At 39.6% G+C, this 21,701-nt stretch carries 15 protein-coding genes; 4 read left to right on the top strand and 11 right to left on the bottom strand.

Annotation, left to right across the window (positions count from 1 at the left end):
• Positions 1–186: 186 nt before the first annotated feature.
• Positions 187–2,118, top strand: coding sequence for a BNR-4 repeat-containing protein (locus OCI93_RS15235; RefSeq protein ID WP_261626772.1), 1,932 nt, complete (start codon positions 187–189; stop codon positions 2,116–2,118).
• Between the two features lie 272 nt (positions 2,119–2,390).
• Positions 2,391–2,528, top strand: coding sequence for a hypothetical protein (locus OCI93_RS15230; RefSeq protein WP_261626771.1), 138 nt, complete (start codon positions 2,391–2,393; stop codon positions 2,526–2,528).
• A 22-nt stretch (positions 2,529–2,550) separates the two neighbouring features.
• On the opposite strand, the gene OCI93_RS15225 is transcribed toward OCI93_RS15230, so the two are convergent.
• From OCI93_RS15225 to OCI93_RS15210, 4 genes are read right to left on the bottom strand one after another with little or no spacing between them, the layout of a single operon-like run.
• On the bottom strand, positions 2,551–3,780 hold the full coding sequence (locus OCI93_RS15225) for an ATP-binding protein (protein ID WP_261626770.1): 1,230 nt from the start codon (positions 3,778–3,780) through the stop codon (positions 2,551–2,553).
• 7 nt (positions 3,781–3,787) lie between these two features.
• Positions 3,788–4,477 (bottom strand): response regulator, encoded by a 690-nt coding sequence (locus tag OCI93_RS15220; RefSeq protein ID WP_261626769.1) that lies wholly within the window; start codon positions 4,475–4,477, stop codon positions 3,788–3,790.
• Complete coding sequence (locus OCI93_RS15215; protein WP_261595344.1) at positions 4,477–4,875, bottom strand: DUF3019 domain-containing protein; 399 nt, start codon at positions 4,873–4,875, stop codon at positions 4,477–4,479. Before OCI93_RS15215 ends, OCI93_RS15220 begins: the two co-directional genes overlap by 1 nt.
• Entirely contained in the window at positions 4,865–5,767 is a 903-nt protein-coding gene (locus OCI93_RS15210) for a MipA/OmpV family protein (RefSeq protein WP_261626768.1), read from the bottom strand. The genes OCI93_RS15215 and OCI93_RS15210 overlap by 11 nt, the downstream gene beginning before the upstream one ends.
• 248 nt (positions 5,768–6,015) lie before the next feature.
• On the opposite strand from OCI93_RS15210, the gene OCI93_RS15205 reads away from it, so the two are divergent.
• A complete protein-coding gene (locus tag OCI93_RS15205; RefSeq protein WP_261626767.1) occupies positions 6,016–8,028 on the top strand; it encodes a beta-propeller domain-containing protein in 2,013 nt (670 codons plus the stop codon).
• An 83-nt stretch (positions 8,029–8,111) separates the two neighbouring features.
• Here OCI93_RS15205 and OCI93_RS15200 read toward each other — a convergent pair whose 3' ends face one another.
• The 7 genes from OCI93_RS15200 to OCI93_RS15170 form a co-directional block, all read right to left on the bottom strand.
• Positions 8,112–9,674 carry a HEAT repeat domain-containing protein gene (locus tag OCI93_RS15200; RefSeq protein WP_261595341.1) on the bottom strand — a complete coding sequence of 521 codons (1,563 nt, stop codon included), beginning with the start codon at positions 9,672–9,674 and terminating at the stop codon, positions 8,112–8,114.
• 41 nt (positions 9,675–9,715) lie between these two features.
• A complete protein-coding gene (locus tag OCI93_RS15195) occupies positions 9,716–10,687 on the bottom strand; it encodes a hypothetical protein (protein WP_261626766.1) in 972 nt (323 codons plus the stop codon).
• Between the two features lie 216 nt (positions 10,688–10,903).
• On the bottom strand, positions 10,904–11,785 hold the full coding sequence (locus OCI93_RS15190; protein ID WP_261595339.1) for a hypothetical protein: 882 nt from the start codon (positions 11,783–11,785) through the stop codon (positions 10,904–10,906).
• A gap of 134 nt (positions 11,786–11,919) precedes the next feature.
• Positions 11,920–12,792 carry a hypothetical protein gene (locus OCI93_RS15185; protein ID WP_261626765.1) on the bottom strand — a complete coding sequence of 291 codons (873 nt, stop codon included), beginning with the start codon at positions 12,790–12,792 and terminating at the stop codon, positions 11,920–11,922.
• Positions 12,793–12,901: 109 nt separating this feature from the next.
• Positions 12,902–14,920: a S9 family peptidase gene (locus OCI93_RS15180; RefSeq protein ID WP_261626764.1), complete on the bottom strand. Its 2,019-nt coding sequence runs from the start codon at positions 14,918–14,920 to the stop codon at positions 12,902–12,904.
• A gap of 277 nt (positions 14,921–15,197) precedes the next feature.
• Positions 15,198–16,736: an amidase gene (locus OCI93_RS15175; RefSeq protein ID WP_261626763.1), complete on the bottom strand. Its 1,539-nt coding sequence runs from the start codon at positions 16,734–16,736 to the stop codon at positions 15,198–15,200.
• Between the two features lie 125 nt (positions 16,737–16,861).
• Complete coding sequence (locus OCI93_RS15170; protein WP_261626762.1) at positions 16,862–19,039, bottom strand: malate synthase G; 2,178 nt, start codon at positions 19,037–19,039, stop codon at positions 16,862–16,864.
• A gap of 224 nt (positions 19,040–19,263) precedes the next feature.
• On the opposite strand from OCI93_RS15170, the gene OCI93_RS15165 reads away from it, so the two are divergent.
• Positions 19,264–20,868, top strand: coding sequence for an isocitrate lyase (locus OCI93_RS15165; RefSeq protein WP_261626761.1), 1,605 nt, complete (start codon positions 19,264–19,266; stop codon positions 20,866–20,868).
• The last annotated feature ends 833 nt before the right edge of the window (positions 20,869–21,701 follow it).

Raw genomic sequence — 21,701 nt, 5'->3', positions numbered from 1 at the left:
GCATATATTGATATGCCAAATTCCTAATACAAAATATATTTCTCGTGGATTGATTATTTTGGTTTCTTATTAGGAACATCACTTAAACAATAGTGTGAGACGTTTTAGCTGTAGCATACTATTGCAACTTGATTTAAGCATGCTCATACTTTTTTAAGTCATGTTAAGCTATAAGGAAAATAAAAAATGAAAACGAGACTATCTTTGGCTGTATTGCTCTTAGGGGGAGCCCTGTCAGTCCATGCAGAAGTTGACAAATCTAAAGGATATGCAGATCAGGATAACTTCAACCTATATGGTTCGTGTAGTTATATAAATGCAGGTGTTAATTATACAGATGATTCTAACTACAATTACTTAAGGCACTTTAAAGATAAAACATCTCAATTCGATCACTTAAATTACAAACCTGAGTTCAATAATCGTGCGCTTCGAGGTAATTGGTACAGTTTAGATAACCAACTTTTTAGAGTTGGAAATCAAAATGTTCCCAAATATTCAGGTGAAACTGCAACAGGTTCAGCTAAAGCTGCACCTATGGCTGTTCAGCAGGGAGACTGGACATACGTTGTGCTAAACGGTGCTCATTCAAGTTGTGCGGTGCAAGGTACTCCCCCGAATAAAGGTTATGAAAGGTTGGTGATTGCTGTTTCTGCCTACAACCATAAAACGGGGGAAGTGAAAGAACCAGCAGTAATACATGTTAAAAATACCAGTGATTTTCATGATACAGCCGTGATTAACATGGATAAAAATGGTCATTTATATGTGTTTATTTCTGGTAGAAACTCATCTCGTGGTGGTTTAATTTATCGCTCTAAATCTTCACACTTAAATGGTGCAGGTGATCTACGAGGGTTTAAATTGGTCAATGCAGAAAATGAACTAAGTAGTGACCTAGACTCAAACAGTAATTGTAGTGACACCGAGGCATGTAATTTTCTAGGCTTCTCATATCCACAAGCTTGGTGGACAGGCAACAAATTTGTTTTACTTAATACACGTTATATCAAAGCACCAAGTGAAATGAGTAGTAAATATAAACAAACCGCTCGTCGTCAAATTTACATGACGGAGATCACACCTAGTGGCAGTTCAGTATCAGTTGCAAAAAGTAAAAAGCTAGTTGCTCTAAATGATGCGACTAGTTTTGGGCATTATGCAGTAAGTGCAGAGCGAAACGGTGTAATTGCAATGGCATTTAACGTCCATGTTCCAGATAAATGCACGTTAAAATCGGGATATTCTTCAAGCTGCAAAATAGCTGCGGGGTCAAGCGCCGCTTTATTAAATCGCCATTTTCCAAATGATAATCGCACCAACATTTATTTTATTTACTCTAAAGATGGCGGTAGAACTTGGTCAACCAGTTCTAATCAAAAACTAATCGATACAGCTTACGGGCAATATATTTCTGACTTCAACACACTGAACAAAGCATTGCTTTATAAATCAGACTCAGCGGTAGAGATTGTCAATGGGTATACACCAAAGCAGAACTTGATTCAAAAACGTGCTTATATAAAAGATATCGATTTTTCGATGGGTCCTGATGGAAAATTGGCTGCCTTGAAAGTGCTATTTGTTGAAAGTGATGGTAAACATGGATTTGCTCCAAAATCAGCGAGTGACTCTAAATCGTTGATCCGTGCAAAAGTAGTTGATGAGCAAGGTGGAGTAACTTATGTAGGCTGTTACAATGGCAGTAACTGTGCTACTGACCATGCATATTCAGCAGGGGCTGTAAGAACGATTAACCGTTATGGCTATAGTGAGATAGCATTCCCTATGCAGACTCAAGCCGACAGCCTAGCAGGTGGTAAAGTACATTTATATACAAGCAACTTAAAGTATAAAACAGATGTTTATGTATGGAGCTACAATGGTGCTCAGCATTACACAGATCCTAAAAATGTTAACTTTATTCGCAAAGTTCATAATGCAGCTTGGGGTTGGGGGGGCGAGCCCGTCTACTTCTGGTCACAAAGTGGTAATGATAATAAAGTTGATTTTGTGTTATCGGGTAAAAATGGTCGCCAAGTAACACTAAACGGCAATTTTGGGGATCACAAAACGATGAGCTGTCCGACCCAATACGTATTTAATAAGTGTCAATAAGCTTTAACTAGGGCGTATTTATCTTTGCTATATGTTTTTTCAGCAATCATTGGGGGATTTTTCCAAGATAGAGCCTGTGTTGCATAGATATTCTACGTAAGTCAGATTATAGTGTAAAAAATGCCCCAATGACACTGCTCAAAGGGCTCAATCAAAGGCTTACACTGCACTGTCATGGGCTATTAATGCAACATAGCCCATTTCTAGCATTGAAAGCCTTTAATTTGAACAAAGCTCAAAGATCAATGGGCCCTAGATAAAAGGTGATTTTGATGTCTGTGTGGTTACTCCAGCAACAAATTTTACCAATGGGCTTGCCTGTATTCACTTTAATTGAGCGTGATTTAAATGCCGCCGCTATGTGGGTACAAGCCCTAAATATTATTAATGTGCAACCCACATACGCTTAAGCAGTTAAAAGATAGATCAAACCTAATGAGAGCGAGGTAAGTAAATAACAAACAGCGCACCGCCCCATTGAGAAGTTTGAATCTCGCATTGACCGCCATGCCAAGCAACAATCTTAGCGACAATTGCTAACCCTAAGCCAAACCCGCCAGAACTTTTATTACGACTTTTTTCAAGTCTAGAAAAAGGTTCAAAGACTTTAGCGTGTTCTTTTTCATCAATACCTTTGCCGTCATCACCAACCAAAAGCATAATATGACTTTGGGTTGCTTTTACACCTATATAAATGTTTTCTTGCCCATATTTATGGGCATTAACCATCAAGTTTTGTAAGGCTCTTGCAATATAGTGACGTTCAGCAACTAAAGAGAGCTGTGAAAAAGGGCAGTCTAATTCAATCTGTTTTTTTGTGATCCGCTGCAATTTTTTCATTTGCTCATTCAATAAGGCAACTATATCAAATGGCTTAAACTGTAGCGTACTTTGTGCCATTTCTAAGCGCGCATAGCTAAGCATTTCATCAATCAACACTTCCATCTCAAGTACATCTTGCGACATTTGATACACCGGCTCAGGCGCTTGTTTTTCGAGCATTGCCAAAGCAAATTTTAAGCGGGCTAGGGGCGTGCGAAGTTCATGAGATACTGCGTTGACTAAATGTTTTTGATTACTCATTAAATTAGCGACTTTTGTCGCCATAGTATGAAATTGACTGGTTAAGGTAGCGATTGCAGAAAATCGTGAACGAGCAATAGAAATATCGAGTTGTCCTTTGGATAATTGTTCAGTCACATACTTAAGCTGCATTAAGTCTCGCCAAAGTGGGCGCAACCAAAACATAAGCAATACAGCCAAAAGTAAAAATGAGCATAACTTCAACAAGTACTTTGGCAGCAATACTTGTTCCGCGGGCTGAAATGGCCCCAGCTGAACCAAAGTAGCGTTATCTTTTAGTAAAAAAGACAGTAACGCATCGTTGCGCTCAGTATAAGTGGTGATCACATCACCTTGTAATAGCTGCTCGCGCTGTTCTGCCAGCCAGGCAATTTCATCGATACTGTAACGTTGTATCGATGACGCAAGATGCGCAGGTTCAGACACACTGGCTTGCAAACTCTTGGCAACCTGCTTGGCATGGCGTAGGTCATCTGGTGCCTGATAAACCCAGTGTTGCCAAATGAATTCACTGCCTTGATTAATAGCAATAATACTTACAAAGACCACAAAATATAAACTGACCAACAAACGGATCATTGAGCACTTATCCCCAAGCTGACTTTGAACATAAGTAGCCTTTTCCCCAGACGGTAATCAATCGCTCTGGCTGCTCTAAATTATCATTAAGTTTTTTACGTAACCGGGAAACCCGTACATCTACGCTACGGTCTAAACCATCATATTCACGGCCAACCACATGTTTGTAAATGTGTTCTCTACTTTGAGTTTCGCCAGCATGGCTAGCCAATGCCCATAGCAAATCAAACTCATAGCTGGTTAACTCTATTTCTTGTTGCTGCAACATTACTTTGCGATTTGCTTTATCAATACTCAATTGACCTAAAGTCAATCGCTCACTATTACGTGACACTGCGCTATTGCGTCTCAATAGCGCATTTAAACGAGCCAGTAAAACATGCGGTTCAACTGGCTTTATCACATAATCATCAGCGCCAATTTCAAGCCCGCGCACTTGATCAAAGTCGCTATCTTTAGCAGTTAAAAATAAAATAGGCCCTTGATAGTCAGGCCGCACATGACGACAGACACTAAAACCATCTTGATTAGGAAGCATAATATCCAATATCACCACATCAGGCTGAGCATTCACAATCTGCTTGCAAGCTTTTTCACCATCGTGCACTTGGCTTACTTTAAAGCCATGGCTTTGCAAAAACTGGGCTGTCAACTCGGCCAAGCGTATATCATCTTCCACAAGCATCACATGGGCCATTAAAAAATACTCCAATCTGTTTTTAGTCTGCGCCGGTACTGGCGACTCATAGTCGCATTTACACTAATTTTCTGCTGTGCCAGCAACTCTTTTTTACTATCGAACAAACGAAAAACCATATTTTTTTGTAAAGAAATTTCAAGCTTTTCGGTTATCTTTTGCTGTGCGTGCCAACACTTTAATTTGATTTTCCCTTGATACAAACAAGCATCAGTAGGCACATCATTTTGCCAATACAGTTGTACTGTCATCTGACATAGTTCACCTAACTGCCTGACAATACATGTTACTGGCTTTATAGTTAATTGAGTGTGGCCAGAGTTCTTCCCTGCGGCCAATGGCTTTGTGCAACTTAACACCAAAATCAGCGCAACAGCAAAATACGCTTTAAAATTCATAAAGCCCTCCTACAAACATACTGCTCGCACTGTGACTTTTGAGTAATGGGCTATTGCTGATACCTGAACCGAAGAACTTATGCTTGGCGCTTACTTTTAATTGCCATTGTTTGTTCAAACGATAATTAAATGCTACGGATAAGAAAGGAGAAATGGTACTTTCTCCTCGATAATAAAAATGCGGGTCTAATTTGTCTTTAGTTCGTAAACCATAATAATAATCAACAAGTTGCTTACTTTGCCAGTGCGCCCCAAACTTGAATTGTAATTTTGCAGGTATATGCTTGGCCAGGTTAATTTGGTGGCTGTAACTAATCGTTGCATGTTGACCTTGGTAAACGCCGCCTAGGTCTTTTAACCAATTGAATGTAAATTTACCTTGAGTGCCTGCATACCAATGCACTAATAAGCCACCATCCATGGTCCATTTACGTTTGGATACTTCATCTATACTGACTTTTGGTTTTACGGGCGACAAATCGTTTTCGCTGGCAGTACCATCAGGCAAAATACCAGAGTCTCCTTCGGAGCTACTCGTTTCAAGGTAACTTTCTGGCGCGATTAGATTACGAATATGAAAACGCTCAAAATAAGCTTGCTCTGTGTTTGGCTCGGCAATAATACTCACATCAAAATGTTTAGTATTCTTAAAGGTATAGCCAATCGTGGTATTATCTAAAAAAAACTTATCTCGGTAATAACTCACATACGGAAGCACCAACAAAGGTAAGTTTTCTCCACCAACCAGCGGGTTGGTCATCACCCCAGCGCCCACCGCAACAGAAAATTGCCATTGCCCAACCTCAACACACTCTTGTGATTTTGGCTCACACTGTTGTGCATTGACCTGTAACGCCAACATTAAACTCATCCACAATAGCAACTGCTTCAAACCAACCTCCTGCATGACTGCGACATCCACTCGTAAAAACCAACACCATCAAAGAGGTGATGAGCAATTATTTACTTTCACTTTCCAACAGAGCAGATGTAAATTTGCTTACCTTAGCTAATTTACCATCGTATTTGCAATTTACTATCTAGAGTAACACTTAATAACAATTCACACTTCAATGGTAACAGTTAATCTAGGCAAATTTTGTACAGTAATAATGACTCATTGATAAAAGGAGATATGTAATGCTCTACCCTCGTGTAATTACTATCGGTGTTACTTTATTACTCAGCGCTTGCTCTGATAGTAATAATGACAGTTCCGATAAAAAAACAACTACTTTACCGCAGCTTAGCGGTTTAAAAGTATCAACAGCTGCGCTAAGTAAAGCCAGTACACAACAGTTTACTACACACCTTAAAAATGGTCTGTTTATGCGTCATTATGAGTATGCAACACCCACTAATAGCGGTGAAGTCAGTGCTGATGCAGCAGTAAGTAATAGCCAGTTTTCTAGTACGAATGTACAAGAGCAAGGTGTTGATGAAGCCGATAGAATTAAGTACGACGGCCAGTACATGTATGTTAGTGCAAATACTGCTCAGAGCTTAACAAGCTCTGAGCAGTATCGTCAGTTTATTCGCATTATAAAGCGAGATGAGGCGGGTGGTTTAACACAAGTAAGTGATGTAACCAGTTCTAATACGCAATACCAAAAACAACAACTGTTCCTTAATAACAACACTCTCGCTGTGCTCAATCATGATATCGGCTGGTTTAGCGTTAGCTCACCGATGGTACAAACTCAAGAGGTAGCAAACACCTCAATAATGGCACCCACAGCGCAGCAGTTTGAGCTAAGTTTAATGGATGTAAGCATACCTGAACAGGCTTCAGTAAAGGCCCATTACACCATTGATGGCCAGCTTATTGATACCCGCGTTATAAACAATCAGCTATATATTGTCAGTAACTATTACCCTCAATTTGACGGCTTTGTTGGCACTGATAACAGTGAGCAGAGCAAACTAGCTGACTACCAAGCTTTACAAAACGAACAAATCAATAAACTACTCCCTGCAATTAAAAACAACCTTAATTCACAATCTAATCCATTATTCAGCTCTGATAATTGCTATATCAACGAAGGTGCAACAACAAATGATGGCTATGATGCCATTATGACTTTAACAAAAATATCGTTGACTGACCCAACACAGCAAAGCTCTATTTGTGTTAACACATATGTCGATGGTTTATATGCATCACAACAATCTCTTTATGCATACAGTACTGACTATACAGATGATGAAATAAACTCTGTCATTCATAAATTCAGCCTCACTGGAAACGCATTAGATTATAGTGCGACTGGCAAAGTAACTGGGCATTTTGGCTGGCGTAATCAGAATCTGCGTTTTAGTGAAGTACAGCAATATTTACGTGTTGTGACAAGCAGTGGTAACACCACGGATGGCTTAAATCACACACTCTTTACACTTGAACAACAAGGCAATGAGTTAGCCGTACTCAGCCAACTACCAAATGACCAACAACCAACACCTATCGGTAAAGTCAATTCAAAAGGCATTGTTGATGAGGATATTTATGCGGTTCGCTTTACCGACAGCCGTGCTTATGTAGTGACATTTAAGCAAACAGACCCTCTTTATGTGATTGACTTATCTAACGTTCAAATGCCAAATATTGCAGGTGCACTAGAAATACCGGGCTATTCTTCATATTTACACCCAATAAGCGACAGCTTGTTATTGGGGGTTGGTCAACATGTCGATGATCTGAGCGATGACACACCGGTGATCACACAGGGGGCTAAAGTAAGCTTGTTTGATATTAGTAATATCAATAACCCACAGCAGGTTAGCGAACATATTTTTGACAATGCCTATTCAGCAGTAGAAAGCAATTATCATGCATTTAGCTTTTTACCATTAGAAAATGGCCTGTACCGCTTCACGCTACCCATTGAAACTTGGCACACTGATAGCTCAGATCCTGTAACCAGTATATGGGCAAAAGACAATGCACTTGCTGCATTTGAACTTAATACCAATACGATACAAATGAACTATATGGGCAGCAGTATGATTTCTTATCCTGATAATGAAAATATCCCCTACATTTGGTCAGGCGATGATCGTGCCATTATCCATCAAGACGATTTATATTATTTCCATGGCAACTATATTTGGCAAAGTGACTGGCTAACGCCTGCCAAAAACACAGGTCCACACTAGTCTATTACAAAGATACCAGCACCTCGCTGGTATCTTCTTTTTATAACACTGTCATTTTGACATAGTGTTTAGCGTCAAACTGGCTACCCCTCTAAAAGTTCAGTAATTTTTTTGCGAACCACAGGGTTGTGTGTTTGACTTTGCAACTGTTGAAGCCTAGCGATATTAGGCGCACTTAACACCTGCTTGGTTTCTAATATTGTCCGAGTAAAGGCCGCTACAAGCCTAGGCTCAGGAGATGATAAAAGTGCAGATACAACGGTATCTTGGTAGTGCATATGCTTACTCAACACTTTGATGCTATTGAGTTTTACCGCACCATCAGCGCTGTGTAATAACGGAGGTAATTGCGCAAGCAGGTTCGAGTCTTTACTATTTGCAACCGCTAATACGGTAGTAGATAGACTCGTTTGATCAGATAAATTTTGTTGCAAATAGTTTTTTACACTGATAGCTTGTTCGGGTGAAAAATAAGCCATTGTACCCAAGCTTAAAAGAGCTGTATTAGCCGCTTGGTGGGAAGGCTGCTCAGCAATTAATTGCAACGCCTTTAGTGACAATGCGCTGGATGCACCAAAGCGACCCAATGCCATAGCCAATTTATGCTTATCTAAGTCTGCAGTTTGCTCAAATTGCAGTAAATCAACCAACATCGCTTCTGCTTGAGGGGTTTGCAGCTTTTGCAGCGCATATATAATGGCGGAGCTAGAATCTGGCATAGCATCAAGCAGTGCTTGTATTTCATAGGCATTGTAATTGTCCACTAAGTATTGTCCAACCGCTCGTGCCAGCTCTGCTGACAAAGAAACCTTTAGCTCAACGAGCGCATCTTCAAATGTTTGCTTATTAGTAACTTGTATTCTCTTAGACTGAAGTTGGTCAGCCTCTATGCCTGCATTTACATTATCAGCCTGCTTAGCTAGCATAAGTGATCGACTAGGTGCTTTAGTCACAGTCACACTCTGCTCAACAATATAATTTTGCTGTGGTTGTAACCAATACCGTGTATTCACATAGTTAAGCTGCGCTATCTCACCTGAGTTATTTAATGATAACCGCCAATCTTGCTGTTCTTTTTGGGGTTTATGGTTCGCATTCAGGTAAGTCTGTTTTTCAACTGTGCGCACAATTGTGTTATTTACTTTTTGATAACGGTAAGTTACTTGTGCTTGCGACTGAGTTAGGGTTAAAGGGTGATTGATATCATAACTCAACAAATCAAATAACTGTCTTGTTACCTGTAAGGTATGCTCAGCGGGGAGGCCAAGTAAGTCGAGCTCTTCAAAGCGATTTTGTGTATGTGCTATTTTAAACGGCAATGTGTTTACCAGTGACACGGATTTACTGTCTTGCGAGTAACTAATATTGCTCAACTGCCCCAGAAGTAGTTCGCTATTGGGTTGTGCTTGTAGTTGCATGTGCCAACTAAGCTGCGAATGTGACAATACTACCTGCTTATCACTACGAATGGATGAATCAACTGATACAAAAAAACTCAAAGGTTGAGTCTGTTCATGATTTACTTCATCACTAAGAGATACTTTTTGATATTGTGTCTTCTCTGAGTATGGTTCATAAGATAAATAACCCCCTATAGATACAACTGCAATCACTAAAAGAATCGCTGAATACACTTTAATTTTCATAAAAACTCCAAAAAATGGCGGCAGCTGCCGCCAAGTAAAAATTAAAGCTGTTCCCAGCTAGGGCTAGCATATTCGTACAATGTTCTTTCACGCTCATAAAGTGGATCCCACTTCATGATATCAACATGAAACTGCAACAATCCCCAAAGTTTTTTACAGTAGCCTTGTATTTTACCGTCACCACCTGACAGCTTACCGGATACTTTAAGCTCCAAAAAACCTTCCTCAAGTACTTGTTCATTTACAATCACACGACGGATACCAGCTTCAACGTAGCCTTTACCTTTTACTTTTAGTAAGCTTAGTTTTCCTTTTACGCCAGCTTCAGAGATACCATGGCCAAAAGAGCCATATGCAGAGCTTGATACCACGCCCCCAACATAAGGTTCTACTGATGCATAGATGTAATCTGGACGACGAACGCCGTCGACTTCAAAAGGCTCTTCATTACCATGACCACCAACGACACCGCCAACCGTGAAATCAGCACCAGCTTCAATACCAGCACCAAATTTAACCCCAAGCTTTAACAAGCCAAGTGGGTCCAGTGGTAGTTCAAGTTTTGGTTTAATAGGCTCTGGGATCAGGTCAAAGTAATACTCTACAGGATAAGTTACTGATGCATTCAGTAAGTCATCACAGTTTGGCTCAAATGCTGCGACTGAATCGTCACCTACTGTTAGGTTAAAACTCATACCCTGAGTGCATTCTAACTTTGATGGGTTAAAAGAGAACTCAACAAAACCAACCGCCATTTTAAAATTACGGTTATGCAGTTTCAGCCAATTACCAGCCTGATAGAAACCGCTAGTTGCGCCATTAGCCACACTGTCAACAAACATCCAACCTTGCTGATCTCGATATTGATGAGTGCGCCCTACAGCATTATTCTTGTTCACCACTCGCGCTGACTGCTCTACAAAACCAGGGTCTTTATATAAAGAGGCCTGAGCTGGTGCAATAACTAACCCGCCTAATAGCGCAGAAAAGCACATAGAAGTAATTGTTTTCATTATTTTTCCTGTATTTATATTTAAGATGTGTATGTAGGCTGCGCAGCCAAGCGCTAATATAGATGTTGATATTTACATTTAAGTTACAATTATACCTAATTATGAACCATTTCATAAATAACAGACTTTTGCATGAGGTTTAGAGTATTACTTCAAAGCAACATAACTAGTATAAAAAACAAGCACACTTACCAAAGAACACAACAAAAAACATTACTAATGATTAGTAATCGTAGGAGGGGTTACCCCTTGAACGCGAAGTAGGTTATCAAGGTAAGCTTTTGTTTTAAGCTGGGCAGTTTCTGGCAACCACCGTAAATGGGCATGATAAAAATCAGTATGTTGATACGTCTGTGTAATAGCCTTATCTAATTTTTGCAAAAACAATCGGCTTTGTTCAGTATCATTACACATCCAATGACCAATCACATATTTAGGAGAACCTGCAATATCATATGCACGTAAGTCGGTCGGATTGTTTTGTAAATGCCGGAAAATAGCAGCTGGAAAGCCTAAATAAAAATCAGCTCGATGGCGCTTAAACATATGAAAAGTCATGTCATAATGGTTTGTACCATCACGAAGCACTTTGTTATTACCAGGTATATTACGTACTTGCTTATCAAGAAAGTCACCATAGGACATTGATGGCGTCAATACTATCAAAGCGCTTTTGTACTTATAAAACACGTTAGCTAATGACTCAACTTCTCCATCAGCATTAAGTAAAGATGAGCCAAGCGGAACAGCTTGTTTATGTTGGTACAAACGATGACTCAAGTAGATATTAATGGGCAAACTAAACAAAAACTTACTGAGCCTACTAGGCGTTTTTATACGATTTTGTACACATATAGCATCTTCACTTTCATGCATTGCTCTTAGTGCTCTTTTATAACTGGCAGGAACTAGCGTTATCAGTTCCTTTTTCAAAGCATTTATTACGAGTAAGTTGGTATTATTAGCAATTCCAGTTGGCGGCTTTTCCTGACGTAGCACACTCAAATCCACCTCATCATCAACGTATAATTGCGCAGCCTGAGCAAAGCTAAAGCATATACAGTAAAATAAAAATGCAATACAACTATACACAATCAACTACAACGCTCTTTTTAAAAAACTTTTAAAAGCATAGGCCAATATCGATGTAATATGCCACTCCTATTAACACAAAATGATTATCTTAGTTATCACTATCAAAGCTTTTTGTGGTTGTATATTAATAAGCGCGTTTAATTTTCAGCAGGTGTGAGTAGACGTATCAGCTCATCTAAATAGGCATTGGTTTGCTTTTGCGAGGTTTTAGGAAGCCACTGGAGGTGTGCGTCATAAAATGATGCTTGCTTATAAATCTGCACCATGAGTGAATTAAATAAAGCTAAAAACGCTTTGCTGCTTTCATTATTATTACACATCCAATAACCAATAATATATCTAGGGGCGTTAGCCACATGATACTCTCGATATGCAACTTGTTCTTCTTGCAAACGCCGATAAACTTCTGCGGGATAACCAAGTAAGAAATCTGCACGCTTGGATCTAAACAAGTTATACATATCATCATATGGGTTACTGCCAACACGGTATACTTTATTTTCACGTGCTATATTGGCAAATTGCTTATCAAAAAACGGCCCATACGACATGGTTGGAGTAAACACAATCAAAGCATCTGTATGTAAGTCAAATAATTCTGGTAATGACTTTATTTCACCCTCTTCGGTAAATACAAATTCAGATAAAGGCTGCTCAGTGGCGTGTTGATAAAGCCTTCGACTCAAATAGATACTAACAGGTAGACTAAACAAAAATTCATTTAAACGTGATTTATTCTTTACTTTGTTTGCGATACAAACCGCTTCTTCACTGGTACGCATAGCTTTCAAAGCACGTGGATAACTGGCTGGCACAAATGTTATTTTATTTGACGGCAGAGCATTAATAATTAAAGAATTAGTGCTATTTGCAATGTTCGTAGTAGGGTTAAGCCCTTGATAAATAATAAAGTCATTTTCATCGCCAACATAGAGTTGTACAGCAAACGCATAACACCCCCCTAATAAACATGGCAAAAACCACACAACTTTAATTAAATAATTACCCACAACAAATGCCAAGAACAAACAACTGGTTTATTAATGATAGAACAACAAGTGAAGAAAATGCCAGCTATGCGCTGGCATTTAGAGTTAAATGACGCCCTAACAGTTATGGCTATTTACTGTGTTTATCAAACCACCATTGAATATAAGCCACCTTATTCATTAAATTAGATGGCCTAGCCGTAATACCATGCGATGCATCAGGAATTCGAACCATTGCCGTTTCCACACCTTGCAGCTTGAGCGCTTGATAATACTGCTCAGTTTCTGAAATTGGCGTACGGTAGTCAGCATCCCCTGTAAGCAACATTGTTGGCGTTTTAACATTGCCGACATAGCTAATAGGTGAGCGCTTCATATAATGCTCAGTATGTTCCCAAGGTTTACCTGGGAACCAATAATCAGCAAAATAGGGATAAAAGTCGGCAGTCAGTACAAAGCTAAACCAATTTATCACGGGCTTTGCAACAACCGCTGCAGCAAATCTGTCAGTATGCCCAACCGTCCATGCAGTCAATACGCCACCACCAGAGCCTCCGGTTACAAATAAACGCTCTTCATCGATAAAACCCTTTTCAATTAGAGCATCAACCCCAGTCATCAAATCATCAAAATCATTACTCGGATAATTGTGATGAATGGTTTGTGCAAACGCCTTACCATATGAATCACTACCTCGTGGGTTCATATACAGTACCACATTGCCTTTGGCTGCAAATAGCTGTGCTTCAGCGCTAAAGTGAGGACCATAATTAGCAACCGGCCCACCGTGTATCTCTAAGACAAGAGGGTACTTTTTTGTGCTATCAAAGTTTGGTGGATAAACAACCCAGCCTTGTATATCTAATTGGTCATACTTAGATTTAACCCATAACTCTTCTACTTTGCCCAGCGCCTTATTACCTAACGCATCTTCGTTTAAGTGTGTTAGGCGCTGTGTTTTTCCACGCTTTACCAAAGCGACGTCTGCAGGCCTTTGTGTATCAGCCATGGTAAATGCAATATCACCTTTGACGCTTACATCAAAATCACCACCAGAATAAGGTCGACCAAACGACACGCTACCCACTTTTTCCGTGATCACTTTCGACTTACCTTTGAGAGGCTGGTGTGCCACCACCGTTTGCCCTTGCGAGTCGTAGCTATAAAAAAGACCTCTGCTTTTACTGTCCCATTGAATACTCTCAATGTTGCGGTCAAGTTTTTCACTCAACACACGGCTTTCACCTTTATCTAAATCAAGCACATAGATATTTGTGTTTTCATAGTTTGTACGTTTATCGTCATAACCAAGATACGCAAGTAATCGGCCATTAGGCGACACAGCAGGAGAGCTATCTGGACCAGTGCGATCAGTCACCGCTTTGATCTCTAGCGATTTAATATCTAACGCATACACTTCTGAATTGGTGATCTTTAATTCATGTTCACGATGGCGATTTGCAGAGAAATATATCGTCTCACCATCAGGGCTAAAACTCACATTGCCGCCATGATTAAATTGACCTGATGTTAATTGCTGCGCATTCCCTCCATCTGCATCAATTTTAAATAGGTGTGTAAACCCAGGTTTGTTATAACCTGCACCATCTGCACGATAAAAAACATCATCAATAAAAATAGGAGGTTTTGCCCAGTTAGCACCTTTCGGTTTACCCTTTAAACTTACTGGCGTTTTGGCAGGCTCAGGCACAAATTGGCTAAATACAATACTCTTACCATCTGGCGCCCAATGCAGTGCTCTTGGTGACTGTGTTAAATTACTAATTTTAGCAACAGCACCCGATGTAAGCCATTTAACATATATTTGGCTACTACCATCGCGGGTTGAGATAAAAGCTAGACGATCACCTTGAGGTGAAAGTTCAGGTGCATAATCAATATGTACACCACTAGTAACAGGCAACATTTGCTTGCTCTTTACATTCACAGACCAGATGTTACTGACTTTTTTATCAGTTTTAATATCCATTCGATTACGAACAAAATAAACCAGCTCAGCATCATGGCTAAACTCAATTTGATTAGCATACTCTACGTCGAATACATCTTCCAACTGCAGTGATTTTTCGCTGGCAAAAGCGCTACTAATAAAAAGGCTAGCACCCACTGCTATTAAACTACGTTTCATCTGAGCTCCATTTCTTTTGAGAATTAAGTTTAAATAAAATCCTAATAACATTGCTGGGTCAATTATTTGCGATCAAAGTTCACTATTTAACTTCTAACCACTGCTGAGCAATATTTAATTCATATCTTACCGCCATTGTGCATGCTGTAAGGGTAAACGCATTACTTGTGGCGTAACATATAAATAAAAAATAATTGGACTGCGATAATCACAATTCCTTAAGCAATGTTAATATCGTACTTTAAAACACATACTGTAAAGGGGGTTAACACTTCGCTTATTCGTCAATACTCGAAATAAATTTAGGTGACCTTCTAACCTTTGTCGCTTGCTCAAAAGCATACCCAATTTCAATTAAAGTTCCTTCTTGATGAGCCGTGCTAAAAAATGAGATACCCAGAGGTAGCGAACGATAAAATGCCATTGGCACCGTAATACTAGGATAACCAGCTATTGCAGCAGGGCTTGAACTAGCCCCGGTGTATTGATCGCCATTAACAGTGTCAATCACCCAAGCGGGTCCATTGGTCGGTGCTACAATGGCATCTAGCTTATGCTCCTCCATTAACGCATCAATGCCTTGAGTACGGGCTTTATCAGCAACCAATTTTTTAGCTGTTATATAAGCTTCGCTCTCTAACCCACCTTTTTGCTGAGCCATTTCAAATAGGCCTTGATTAAAATAACTGTCGGCCAATAAGGTATTAAATGCGATAAGTTGCTCAAGCGATTTTACTTTTACTTGTTCAGGTGTATTAGCCAAATATTCGTTTACATCGTGTTTAAAGTCATATAGTAAAATATCAAACTCCGCTTGAGAGAGTTCATTTTGATGTTCCAAAGTGAGGTTATCAACCACAATAGCCCCCTCAATTTTTAGTACAGTAATAGCTTGCTCAAATGCTTGGCTTGCCACAGGATTAAAATCGCTAACGTTGCGCGCTATACCAATACGCTTACCTTTCAAGCCATCTTTATTCAGGTGCTTTTGATAATGGTTTGGCGCGGTGTCAGCCATAACCTCAAGTAATACCGCCGCATCTTGCACTGAACGAGTCATGGGGCCCGCAGCATCTTGAGAATGAGACAGAGGTACAATACCTTTGCCAGATACCAAGCCTACGGTTGGCTTCAAGCCCACTAATGAATTGTGTGCTGCTGGACAAGTTATAGAACCATCAGTTTCAGTTCCAACAGCAACAACGGCTAAATTTGCCGCAACCGCTACAGCAGATCCTGAACTTGAACCACATGGCGTTCGATTCAAAACATAAGGGTTTTTTGTTTGTCCACCAACATCACTCCAACCGCTTGAACTATGAGTTGACTTAAAGTTAGCCCATTCACTTAAATTTGCTTTGCCTAAAATGATAGCACCTGCTTTTTTAAGCTTTGTAACCAATTCAGCATCTTGCTGAGCATAATTGTGTTCAAGAGCAACAGCCCCTGCCGTGGTGGGCGTATTGCCTGCTGTTTCAATATTATCTTTTAATACAATTGGCATTCCATAAAGTAAACTATGTTCAGTGTTTTGATCATGCTCAGCATCTTTTTGTTTGGCATGCATCAAAGCTTGCTGATTGACATTAATGATAGCGTTGAGCTTAGGCCCATTAACGTCTAACTCATCAATACGTGAAAGATAGAACTGTGTTATCTGTTGATAACTTAGCTGGTTTTGATCAACCAACTGCTGAAGCTCAGACAAACTATATTCTTCTAGTTTTAATGTATTGTTTTGCGCCAAACAATTTGTGCTTAACAACGCACAGACTGCTGTTGAAAAAAACAACATTGAATATTTTTTGAAAAGCATATCTCTTATTCCATTGACTGAATTAGGCTTTTCATAGTTCTCTAATATTAGCTGTTTAGCAAGTGTTTTAGACCCTTAAAAAGAAACAGCCAAACATCTGTTCGGCTGCTACTTACCTTAGTGTACTAATTAGCCTGTGCTTTGTATTTTAAACGATAAGCATGCAGCAGTGGCTCTGTATAACCATTTGGTTGCTTTTCACCTTCAAATACCAAAGCTTGGGCAGCTTGAAAAGCAAGGTTATCATCTAGCAAATGTTTGTCCGATACCATAGGCTGATAGTGCTCATCATGCTCATTTTGACTATCTACTATGTATGCCATTCGCTTAAATGTATCGCGAACTTGCTGATGCGTACAAATACCATGCTTTAGCCAGTTTGCAATATGTTGACTAGAAATTCGTAATGTTGCTCTATCTTCCATCAAGCCAACATGGTTCATATCTGGTACTTTGGAGCAACCAACACCTTGATCTATCCAGCGTACAACATACCCCAAAATCCCTTGAATATTATTTTCAAGTTCAATTTGAATATCTTCTTTACTCAGCGTGTGCTCTAACATTAATGGAGGCGTCAATAAATCATCTAAAGATGATTGTTGACGTGTCTTAAGCGCCTGCTGTGTCGCAAATACATCAACGTAATGATAATGCATTGCATGTAACGTTGCAGCAGTTGGAGAGGGAACCCAAGCAGTATTGGCACCTGATTCTAAATGAGCTTGCTTTTGTTGCATCATCAACGCCATCTTATCTGGCATAGGCCACATACCTTTACCTATTTGCGCCTTACCACTAAAACCACACGCAAGACCAATATCGACATTACGATTTTCATAAGCCTCGATCCAAGGTTGAGATTTAATTTGCGCTTTAGGTAACACTGCACCAGCTAACATTGAGGTATGGATCTCATCACCCGTTCTATCCAAAAAGCCAGTATTGATAAATACCACGCGAGATTTTGCCTGTGCAATACATGCTTTAAGATTCACAGAGGTTCGACGCTCCTCATCCATAATACCTAACTTAATCGTATTAGGTGAAAGCCTTAATAACGCTTCCACTTCACTAAACAACTGCTGTGTAAATGATACTTCTTCAGGACCATGCATTTTAGGTTTGACAATATTAATACTGTGCGCGCTAGTGTTATGCACGGCACTGTTGCCTTTTAAATCATGCACAGCACATAGTGATGTGATAACGGCATCCATGATCCCTTCAAATATTTGCTCGCCATGTTTATCAACTATGGCTGGACTGCGCATCAAATGGCCCACATTACGAACAAACATCATACTGCGCCCTTTAAGTGTTATACGCTCTGACTCTTTACTGGTATAGCTTCTATCAAGATTGAGCTTACGTGTTAACGACTTTCCTTGTTTAATAAAAGATTCAGACAACGTACCTTTCATTAACCCCAACCAATTTTGATAAACATGTACTTTATCTTGCGCATCAACTGCAGCAACAGAGTCTTCACAATCCATAATCGTAGTAAGAGCAGATTCCAACAGCACATCTTTAACACCTGCTTTGTCTGCTTGGCCTATAGCACTGTGAGGATCAATTTGGATCTCGATATGAAGATCATGATGTTTGAGTAAAATCGCACTAGGATTCTGGGCTTGACCCTGATAGCCGATAAATTGAGTTTCGCAAGCAAGTTTAACTTGAGTCGTATCATTTAATGTCACAAGCAACTGCCCATCTACCACGCTGTAGTTTGTGCTCTCTATGTGTGAACCATGATATAACGGCACCGCTTTATCTAAAAACTGACGCACATACGCCATCACTTTAAAACCACGCACAGGGTTATAACTTAATGTTTTTTCTGCACCTTCATCTTCACTGAGTACATCAGTGCCATACAGAGCGTCATACAGCGAACCCCAACGAGCATTCGCAGCATTGAGCGCAAACCTTGCATTACTGACAGGTACAACTAGTTGAGGTGCCGCAGTCAACGCAATTTCAGGCTCGACTAATTGCGTATCAATATGAACCTCATTTGGCTGCGGCTGTAAATAGCCAATATCTTCTAAAAATGTCCGATATTGAGAGCTATTCCATTGCGGATGCTGCTGATGATAAGCATCTATTTGTTGCTGAAGTAACTCCCTTTTACTTAATAGCGCCTTATTCAAGGGAGACAAAGTATCTATGATACAGGCAAAGCCTTGCCAAAAAGCATTTTGCTCTAATCCGGTATCAGGTAAAGCGTGTAGATTTATAAAGTCGTATAACCGCTTATCTATGGTTAATCCAGCTTGTTGTACGCTTGCTTGCATAGCTATGGTCCTAAATCGAGTTTGAACGGGTTTAAAATAACCATATCGCATTTAAGCTTAAAACGAACCCCAAAAGTCATTCATAAAAAATATACTCACAATAAAAACTATAAATTTAAAAAATCTTACTTTCGAGCCTAGTGTGTAATTAAGCGCCAACGGCCTTGGCTTGTGCGCAACTCTCACAACTAAAAATAGCTTAACTCGTTCGAAGGAATTTAATTATGACTCGTTATCAATCACAGCTCGATAAGTTCTCTACCTTGTGTCAAACAAATGGCAAAGCTTGGCAGTCAATTAGTCCTGACTTTGCAAGCCGTATGAATCTACAAAACCGCTTTAAAACTGGTCTCGACATTGCCAAATATACAGCTAAAGTGATGCGTGAAGATATGGATGCTTATGACCAAGACAGCAGTCAATACACCCAATCTCTAGGATGCTGGCATGGCTTTACTGCTCAACAAATGATGATGGCGATTAAAAGGCATCAAAAAACCACTAAGCGCTCATATGTTTATCTTAGTGGCTGGATGGTTGCTGCTCTGCGTTCTGAGTTTGGCCCATTACCAGATCAAAGTATGCACGAGAAAACATCAGTTCCCGCGTTGATTGAAGAGATTTATACCTTCTTAAAGCAAGCAGATGCAAGAGAGTTAGATCATTTGTATCGAGAGCTTGATGAAGCAAAGCAGGCGGGGACGGATAGCCAAGAAATTATTAGTAAAATAGACAACTATGAAACCCACATAGTGCCTATTATCGCAGATATCGATGCAGGCTTTGGTAATGAAGAGGCAACCTATTTATTAGCAAAAAAAATGATAGAAGCGGGTGCATGTGCTATCCAAATCGAAAACCAAGTATCTGATGCCAAACAATGTGGCCATCAGGCTGGCAAAGTGACTGTTCCTCATGAAGATTTTTTGGCAAAAATTAACGCAGTTCGCTACGCATTTTTAGAACTGGGCGTAGAAGATGGCATTATCGTTGCGCGTACAGACTCATTAGGTGCTAGCCTGACGCAAAAAATTCCAGTGTCAAAAGAACCTGGCGATTTAGCAAGTCAATACACCGCATTTTTAGATACCACGCCAGTTAATAGTCCTGATGACTTAAACGATGGTGAAATGGCCATGAAATTAGGCGGTAAACTCTGTAAGCCAGTACGCTTAGATAATGGGCTATATCAATTTAGAGCTGGTACTGAAAAAGACCGAGTTGTACTCGATTGCGTTACAAGCCTACAATCAGGTGCCGACTTGTTGTGGATTGAAACCGAAAAACCACATGTTCAGCAAATTGCTGAATTAGTAAACCGCATTAAAGAGCAAGTACCAAATGCCAAATTGGTATACAACAATTCACCTTCATTTAACTGGACACTCAAATTTAGAGAGCAAGTTTATGCGCAATGGCAACAAGAGGGTAGAGACTTAACCAACTATCCAGATCCTAAGCAAGATGCAAAAGCATTGATGGCCCCACAGTTAGATAGCTCTGAATTAGCAATTGCTGCAGATGAGTTAGTACAAAACTTCCAGCGCGATGGTGCACGTGAAGCAGGAATATTCCATCACTTAATTACACTACCTACATACCACACAGCCGCACTAAGCACAGATATTCTGGCGGAAGGTTACTTTGGTGACTTAGGAATGCTTGCTTATGTTCGCGATGTACAAAGACAAGAAATTCGTCGTGAGCAAGCGTCCGTTAAACACCAAGATTTGGCAGGTTCAAACATTGGCGATACACACAAAGAGTACTTTTCAGGTGAGAATGCCCTTAAAGCCGGCGGCGAAGCAAACACCATGAATCAATTTTAGTACACAAACATTCCAATCAATGATGCTTATTAGTAAAGGGGTCTTTGACCCCTTTTTTAGTTTTGCCTTTCATGAGTGATGAGATCAGGTTTTTACTAAATCAAACCTCACAGCTGCTTTTAAGTATATCACAGCGCCTTAGTTGCCAAAAATAGGTTACAACCTAGGTAATTATCTTTATTTCCTAAATATTTTAAGCTTTAGGCACAAGGACCAAAGCAAAATTTTACTAACTAACGGCTCTCTAGAACGATATTTTACTAACTAATTTAACGAATAAACCGAAATTTTACTAACTCAGGTTCAATAAATCAAAATTTTACCAACTGATTGACCTCATTCTGTCACACAAGTAAATTATTGAGTAAAATACAACTTGTAAAGCCCCTTTACAGATTCAGTTTACAACTAGATTTAGTTTCATTTTTATCAGCTCAAAAATCACAATGTATTGTTTATAACCCGTAAAAATATGGGCGAAAGACGTAAAAAACTCTTAAGTAAATATCATAAGACGAAGTATACGATAGCCTTTAATTTACAAATATACATATTGATATCAATAACTCGGTTAGAAAGGCAGAGTTTATTAAAGTTAGTATATCTGTGATCTTAATGACTTTATTAACTACTTCCTGTTTAAAATCAACGAGTTTAACATGCACTCATAAATGAGTTGTTCAACTTAGCGATAGCAAAAACCGATACTAAGCCAAAATACAACCACGTACTTTGTTTCGACTAAGCTCTGTGAAAGGGCAATATTAACAATTGCCTTTGTTTAATTACACTCTAGGCCATATCAAGGTATTGAGTACAAATGTACTTTGCTA

The organism is Pseudoalteromonas holothuriae (genome assembly GCF_945859825.1).
GTDB classification, from domain to species: domain Bacteria; phylum Pseudomonadota; class Gammaproteobacteria; order Enterobacterales; family Alteromonadaceae; genus Pseudoalteromonas; species Pseudoalteromonas holothuriae.
This window is presented reverse-complemented; position numbering and strand designations above follow the sequence as displayed.